This is a genomic window from Synechococcus sp. MU1655, assembly GCF_023630655.1.
Classification (GTDB): domain Bacteria; phylum Cyanobacteriota; class Cyanobacteriia; order PCC-6307; family Cyanobiaceae; genus Synechococcus_C.
Map to the genome: position 1 here is coordinate 1 of NZ_JAKUHK010000171.1, position 4,348 is coordinate 4,348.

The 4,348-nt window shown below is 54.1% G+C and carries 6 protein-coding genes and 1 pseudogene; 2 read left to right on the forward strand and 5 right to left on the reverse strand.

The genetic code is table 11. The annotated features are described in order from the left end of the window. From NCN04_RS08415 to sufR, 5 genes and pseudogenes are all read right to left on the reverse strand, one after another. Positions 1-141 (reverse strand): annotated as a pseudogene (locus NCN04_RS08415) (Rho termination factor N-terminal domain-containing protein); the annotation flags it as partial. 146 nt (positions 142-287) lie between these two features. After that, the gene (locus tag NCN04_RS08420; RefSeq protein WP_250395791.1) at positions 288-1,052 is read right to left on the reverse strand and encodes a phycobilisome rod-core linker polypeptide; all 765 of its coding nucleotides are present in this window, start codon (positions 1,050-1,052) and stop codon (positions 288-290) included. Between the two features lie 104 nt (positions 1,053-1,156). Continuing rightward, complete coding sequence (locus NCN04_RS08425) at positions 1,157-1,768, reverse strand: phycobiliprotein lyase (RefSeq protein WP_250395792.1); 612 nt, start codon at positions 1,766-1,768, stop codon at positions 1,157-1,159. After that, a complete protein-coding gene (locus NCN04_RS08430; protein ID WP_250395793.1) occupies positions 1,765-2,196 on the reverse strand; it encodes an NDH complex assembly factor CRR9 in 432 nt (143 codons plus the stop codon). Before NCN04_RS08430 ends, NCN04_RS08425 begins: the two co-directional genes overlap by 4 nt. A 3-nt stretch (positions 2,197-2,199) precedes the next feature. Further along, positions 2,200-2,841, reverse strand: a complete 642-nt coding sequence (sufR, locus tag NCN04_RS08435) for an iron-sulfur cluster biosynthesis transcriptional regulator SufR (protein WP_250395794.1) — start codon at positions 2,839-2,841, stop codon at positions 2,200-2,202. A gap of 278 nt (positions 2,842-3,119) precedes the next feature. Here sufR and NCN04_RS08440 point away from each other — a divergent pair, with 278 nt between their 5' ends. Both NCN04_RS08440 and sufB read left to right on the forward strand, forming a co-directional pair. Then, positions 3,120-3,479, forward strand: a complete 360-nt coding sequence (locus tag NCN04_RS08440) for a ferredoxin-thioredoxin reductase catalytic domain-containing protein (protein WP_048347273.1) — start codon at positions 3,120-3,122, stop codon at positions 3,477-3,479. A 5-nt stretch (positions 3,480-3,484) separates the two neighbouring features. Then, positions 3,485-4,348: Fe-S cluster assembly protein SufB (gene sufB / locus NCN04_RS08445; protein ID WP_250395795.1), on the forward strand; the 864-nt coding region annotated here is incomplete at its 3' end.

Genomic DNA, 4,348 nt, shown 5'->3' on the forward strand with positions numbered 1-4,348 from the left:
TTTGCGGCTGTAGAGGGTTACCCCCAGATCACTTGCCATCTGGCGGAGCTGACGCAGCGTCAGGCGGGCTAGAGATGAGAGGGCTTGCGTCACGGACAACCAACCGAGTTTCTTCGGGATCAGTTTGCAGCCAACTTCCATTTTTCAGGCGCCTTTCTCTTCTGTGGTCAGCATCTTCTGACTCCAGCCCAGGACCTCGAAGGCTTCAGTTGGCTGCTCCCACGAGCTGGACACACAAAAAAGGGGGCCTGATGCCCCCTTGTCTTTCACCGAATTTTTTTTTGGGTTCAGCGACCGATGCTGCGATAAGGAACCTTGGAGAGGTAATCCATGTCTGCTGTTCCACTGGGAGCGATCCCATTGGTATTTCTCAGACCCCGTACCCAAGGGATGTAGTCCTCTGGGAAGCCGCCACGCTTGACTTTGGCTCTCTCTGGAATGGTCTTGGCTTTGATCGAGTTTGTGTAGACAAACTTGGGGAACCCAAGGATTCCGCGGTAGTACTCGTCGTAACGAGGGGTTGTGATGTTGAAAGGTGTATCTCCCAGATCCCTGCCTGGAAGCACCCTGTTGCGTTGGTAGGGAACAGTGTCGTACCCAAAGGCGTCCAGGTATTCCTCGCTGTCAAGAAGCGCGTCCACCATCCCGGTGATGCCCTCTGTGGCAATCAGGATGGCCCAAGCGATCTCCTCTGATTTTCCGCCTGTCTTGCGACCTAGAAGCCTCTCCACAAGGTGGCGAACCACCTTGTAGTTGCTGTTCATCCCATAAAAGCTTCTCTTGAACGTGTCGGAGAGGCAGAGCCCACGAACAAAATCGCGGACAGTGATCTGACCGTCTCGCAGCTGGGATTCCAGATTCACATCCCGATCTGTCTCAAAGGCGTGGAAATAAATCTGTCTGTAAGCAGATTCGATCACGGTCTTCAGATTCTCGGCATCCATGGCGATGTCCATGGAATACGACCGTGGAACCTCGTCTGATGCGACCCGCAGAGCCGCCACCCTCGCATTTTGGGTGATCGGTGCGTACTGCAGTAGAGGAATGGCCACGCAAACTTCAACATCCTTCGCCTGCGATCGTAGAAGAAGAGTTCGTTGTGCCTCTTGCTCGCAGGTCAGCACTCACAGTCCGTAATAGTTGCTGCCGTTGGCTCTCACCAGCCGAAAGGGGCTGAAAGTGGTTCCAATGACACATCCGTTGAGCCTGGTGGCGCCTCTGTGATGTCCTCTGTTTCTTCGCTTAAACGCGTTTCCATGCAAAAGGATGCGTTGTTCGAGAGACCTTCCACCGTGCTGGATCGCAGCCTGACATTTGGGCTTGTGAACCAAAAGCGTTCCCAGACGGTCATGGTTTCGTAGCTGGTGCAGAGGATGAGACCGTCCTGCTGATCCATTTGGAAGGTCGAGCTGGCCGGTGCTTTTTCGGCGTAACCCAGATCGCGAAGCAGGGTGCCGCTGCGTCCGTCTTCCCCATCGGGGATCAGACCAAAGACCGTCTCGCCGTCATGGGCATCACCGTTCTGATCCCAGGCCATGGAGGCGCTCCAGCGTACAAAGCTCCCTCCTGCAATGCTCCCCGGGGATTGGCCGTGTTGTTCAGCCAGTGTTTGCAGCCGACGGTCATTTGGATCGAGATCTTCCACAACGATGAGAGATCCACCCGCTTCGGCTCGTCGGTGCAAGAGGTGATGAACGCTGCGTTGTGATCGCCAGCGACCGCAACTCTGTTGAAAGAAATGGACAGCGTTGGGAATGGCCGAGGTCATGAGGGGGATGACTCCTGTATTGGATGATCGCAGTCCAAGGGATGGTTGTGGGGGGCCTCGATTCTGGCCTTGCTTGCCATGGTGCTGGCCTCAATGAGCTCTTCCAGGTTGAGTTCCAAAGGAGAGAGGTCTCGCTGTCTGGCGAGGTCTTCCAGCTGCTGTGCCGCGGCAAGAAATTGATTGAGGAGTAGGTCGCGGAATTGAGGCTCGTCAACCAATTGGGGCTGTACCAACAGCCATTGCTCGAGCGAGCGTTGGTCTGGGAGTGGACCTGACTGACGTGGCTTTGCGATCACTTGAAAGCTGCGTAGGCAGTGGGCTAGGAGGCGGAGGTGGTGGCGATCGAGGTTGGGAAGCAACGTGGCTTCAATCCGCTCGGCATCCGCTCGAGATAAGGGGCCTGAACCGAAGAGCGGCCGTTCAGCCATGGGTCAGTCCTGCTTAGGGGCGATGCTGAAGCCACAGGAATGTCCCGATTCCAGGCGCCAATGAACTCTCTCCACAAGACAATCGGGAAAGGTGTGTCTGATGAGCTGCAGCTCCTGATCGCAGACCGCTGGATATTCCTCAGCAATTCTTTGGACAGAGCAGTGAAATTCGCAGATGCACCAGCCGGGTCCCGTTGGGGCTGGTTGCATGTCGCTGACGTAACCCTCCTTTAACCGGAGGTTCACAAGCGCCCGGACTCTCTCTTCAAGGGATGCGTTCCCCAGCTGTTTCCGGTACTGGGTGGCTTTCTCCAGAGCTTGCTGGCGCAGCAGGTCCGCCATCACCTCAGGCGACAAGGTCGCAGCCATGGACTCCAGCAGACCTAGCGCAAAGTTCTCGCTGCCGTCCGGGAAGTGTTGGTGCCCTTTAGGCGTGAGTCTCCAAAGGTTCGATGGACGGCCTGGCCCCGCTGGCGTGGGGCTGGCCTCCACAAGAGCATCGTCTTCAAGGCTGCGCAGATGCCGGCGCATGGCTTGCACGGAAATTCCCAGCGTCTCTGCCAGTGTCGCCGCGCTGGCTTCGCCCTGCCTTAGAAGCAAGGTGAGCGTGGTTTCGCGGGTAGGGGCCTGAGCCTGAGCGCCCATGGGATGAAACTGTTGAACTCACGATGCCACGGGAAAGCCGCAACCGCCTTGAGAGTCCCCTGCCGTCTTTGCCAGGATTAACGAAGATTGAGCCGATGTCTGCTCAGCGGGTGTTCGCCCCTTCAGAATGATGGCGTCTCCGGACGATGGATCCGTGCCCTAGTCTCCTGGAAACGAAACCTTTTTGTTTCGTATCTCGGTCCTGGCCTGACCCTTGGCCGGAGTGTATTCAGACTTTTGTTCTGAACTACGTCCTCTCCTTTCCCCCCTTGAGCCCAATGTCCGATGCGTCCGCTGGCAGCACAGAGCCGACAGCTGAAAGCCTTGAGGTCATTCGCAAATTTGCCGAAACCTATGCCCAACGGACCGGTACCTATTTTTGTAGTGATCCCGGTGTGACGGCAGTCGTTTTAAAGGGTCTTGCTAAGCACAAAGACGAGTTGGGTGGTGCACTTTGCCCGTGTCGTCATTACGAAGACAAGCAAGCAGAAGTCTCTCAGGCTTTTTGGAATTGTCCCTGTGTGCCAATGCGAGAGCGGAAGGATTGCCATTGCATGTTGTTTCTCACCGAAGACAATCCCTTCCGCTGCGAGGAGCAGACCATCAGCACTGAAACGATTCACGCCACAGCAGGTTGAAGGCCATGACCAGTACCTCCACACGCGATCTCGTTAGTCAGCCGTACAAGTACGGGTTTGTCACTGATATCGAAACTGAGAAGATCGCAAAAGGTCTTAGCGAGGAGGTAGTGCGACTGATTTCTTCTAAGAAGAATGAGCCGGAATTTCTCCTTGATTTTCGGCTCAAGGCTTATCGCCATTGGCTTAAGTTGCAAGAGCCTGACTGGGCTGAGTTGGGTTATAAAGCTATTGATTATCAGGAGATTGTTTATTACGCTGCGCCCAAGCAGCAAGATAAAAAGCAAAGTCTTGATGAGGTTGATCCCAAGCTTCTCGAAACGTTTGACAAGCTTGGGATTCCGCTAAGTGAGCAAAAAAGGCTTAGTAATGTTGCCGTGGATGCTGTCTTTGACAGTGTTTCGATCGCAACCACCTACAAAGAAAAGCTTGCAGAGCACGGAGTGGTTTTTTGCTCCTTTAGTGAAGCGGTTGTTGAGCATCCTGAGTTGATCGAGAAGTATCTCGGTTCGGTTGTCCCTAGTAATGATAATTATTTTGCGGCTTTGAATTCTGCTGTTTTTAGTGATGGATCATTCGTATTCATCCCAAAGGGAGTGGAGTGCCCAATGGAGCTTTCTACTTACTTCCGGATTAATTCCGGTGATACTGGGCAATTCGAGCGCACGTTGATTGTGGCTGAAGAAGGTGCATCGGTGAGCTATTTGGAAGGTTGTACTGCGCCGATGTTTGATACGAATCAGCTTCACGCTGCTGTTGTCGAATTGGTTGTTTTGGATGATGCCTCTATAAAGTATTCAACTGTTCAGAATTGGTACGCGGGAGATGAGAATGGTGTTGGCGGTATTTACAACTTTGTGACGAAGCGC

Bases quoted from the DNA above. Each gene is read 5' to 3' on its own strand.
- NCN04_RS08425 (WP_250395792.1), bottom strand. From the start codon at position 1,768: ATGACCTCGGCCATTCCCAACGCTGTCCATTTCTTTCAACAGAGTTGC.
- NCN04_RS08430 (WP_250395793.1), bottom strand. From the start codon at position 2,196: ATGGCTGAACGGCCGCTCTTCGGTTCAGGCCCCTTATCTCGAGCGGAT.
- sufR (WP_250395794.1), bottom strand. From the start codon at position 2,841: ATGGGCGCTCAGGCTCAGGCCCCTACCCGCGAAACCACGCTCACCTTG.
- NCN04_RS08440 (WP_048347273.1), top strand. From the start codon at position 3,120: ATGTCCGATGCGTCCGCTGGCAGCACAGAGCCGACAGCTGAAAGCCTT.